Genomic DNA, 2,200 nt, shown 5'->3' on the forward strand with positions numbered 1-2,200 from the left:
TGCCCGACCCGGATGCCGGGGACGTCCGTCAGCGCGTTGCGGGGTCCCGCAGCCTGCGTCATGGCGTCTCCCGTGCGGTCGCGTACCCGCTGCGCGGGCGCGGCAGCCCGAGGTGCTCGCGCAGGGTACGACCGGTGTACTCGGTGCGGTGCAGCCCCCGTCGCTGCAGCTCGGGGACGACGAGGTCGGCGAAGTCCTCCAGCGTGCCGGGCAGGTAGGGGAAGATCACGTTGAACCCGTCGGCGGCACCCGCGCGCACGAACTCCTCGATGTGGTCGGCGATCTCCGTACCGGTGCCGACGAGCGTCCGGTCGTCGTCCGCGACCTGTCGGGCGAGCTGTCGGATGGTGAGCCCCTCGGCCCGGGCGCGGTCGAGGACGCGTGCCTGGGTGCTGCGGCTCTGGTTGGACAGCGGCAGGTCCGGCAGCGGCCCGTCGAGCGGGTAGGGCGTGAGGTCGACCCCGCCCAGCCAGTAGCCCAGGTCCTCCAGGGCCACCCGCGGGTGCAGGAGCTCCCGCATCCGGGCGGCCTTGTCCTCGGCCTCCGCGCGGGTGCGGCCGGTGATCGTGGACAGCGCCGGGAGGACCTTGACGTGGTCGGGGTCCCGTCCGTGCGCCCGCGCGCGTTCGCGGATCTCGGCACGGAACCCCTGTGCCGCGGCGACCTCGCCGTGGTGGGTGAAGATCACGTCGGCGACCCGGGAGGCGAGCGCCTTGCCCGCCTCGGACGCTCCGGCCTGCACGATCACCGGATGGCCCTGGTGGCGGGTGAGGGCCCCGTCGTCGACGCCGGCCCACAGCCCGCGCACGACGTCCACGAACTCCTCCGCGCGGGCATAGCGCTCCGCGTGCGGGACGTGGGCGTCGAGCCCGAAGTTGCGCGCCTCGCCGTCGTTCAGCGAGGTCACCAGGTTCCAGCCGGCCCGCCCGCCCGAGAGGTGGTCGAGCGAGGCGAAGGTGCGGGCCAGGTGGTACGGCTCGTTGTAGGTGGTGGACGCGGTGGCGATCAGTCCGATGTGGCTGGTCACGGCGGACAGCGCGGCAAGCAGGGTGGTCGGCTCGAAGGAGTCGTTCACGACCGAGACCCGGCTGAGCACGTCCGCGTCGGCGAGCGGCACCCCGACGAGATCGGCGAGGAACACCGCGTCGAACCGCGCCCGCTCGGCCCGTTCGACCAGGGCGCGGACGTGTGCGATGTTCACCCCTCCGTCCGCCGGTCCGTCGGGATGCCGCCACGCCGCCAGGTACTCCCCCGGTGGTTTGAGGAACGCGTTGAGTGCGATCACGGCCGCTCCAGTCCGAGGTGGTCGCGCAGGGTCGCGGGGGCGTCGCCGTCGGCGCGGACCATGCCGCGGCGACGCAGCTCCGACACCACGTGCTCGACGAACGCCGCCACCGCACCCGGATGCGCGGGGAACGACACGAGGAACCCGTCCGCGGCCCCCGCGTGGAACCACTCCTCGAACCGGTCGGCGAGCCCCGCGGGCGCTCCTGCGTGCACCGACGTCCAGACGCGGACGCGTCCGGGATCGCGGCCGTGGGCGCGGACCCGGCCGTGCAGGTCGTCGACGAAGGACTTGCCCGCCGCCGCGTCCGGCTGCTCGGTGACGACGACGTCGGCGTAGCGGGCGGCGAAGTCCCGACCCGCCTCGCTCGGGTCGGCGTGGACCAGCACCGGATGCCCCTGCGGGGGGCGGGAGATGTTCAGCGGCCCGCGGACCTCGAAGTGCTCGCCGGAGTGCGCGGTGAGCCGCAGCCCGGCCGGGTCGTAGTAGCGGCCCGTGGCCTTGTCCCGCAGCACCGCGCCGTCGGCGAGGCTGTCCCACAGCGACCGCACGACGTCCACGGACTCGGCGGCGCGGGCGTACCGGGCGCCGTCCTCGAGGTGGCCCTCCCGGCCGAGGTGGGCGGCCTCCAGCGGCACCGGGGAGGTCACGACGTTCCAGCCCGCGCGCCCGGCGGAGAGGTGGTCCAGCGAGGCGAGCTTGCGCGCCAGGTGGAAGGGCTCGTGGTGGGTCGTGGCGGCGGTGGCGACCAGCCCGATCCGCTCGGTCACCTGGCTGAGCGCGGCGAGCAGGGTGAGAGCACCTCCCTCGACGAGGCGCTGCGCGGGCTGGAGGTGCTCGCCACCGAGATCGCGCCGCGGCTCGGCGGCAGGCTCGCGGGGAGCCGCTCGTGACCCGCCGCACCCTCGGCCTCGG

General features: G+C 74.8%; 2 protein-coding genes. Both read right to left on the bottom strand.

The window, feature by feature from the left end; all coding sequences use genetic code 11:
• Nucleotides 1-58: 58 nt before the first annotated feature.
• Nucleotides 59-1,285 carry an LLM class flavin-dependent oxidoreductase gene (locus tag H5J29_RS29885; protein ID WP_181784310.1) on the bottom strand — a complete coding sequence of 409 codons (1,227 nt, stop codon included), beginning with the start codon at nt 1,283-1,285 and terminating at the stop codon, nt 59-61.
• On the bottom strand, nt 1,282-2,200 hold a 919-nt coding region (locus H5J29_RS29890; protein ID WP_181784311.1), incomplete at its 5' end, for an LLM class flavin-dependent oxidoreductase. The genes H5J29_RS29890 and H5J29_RS29885, both read right to left, overlap by 4 nt.

Origin of the sequence: Pseudonocardia pini, from assembly GCF_013870575.1 — a bacterium.
GTDB classification, from domain to species: domain Bacteria; phylum Actinomycetota; class Actinomycetes; order Mycobacteriales; family Pseudonocardiaceae; genus Pseudonocardia; species Pseudonocardia pini.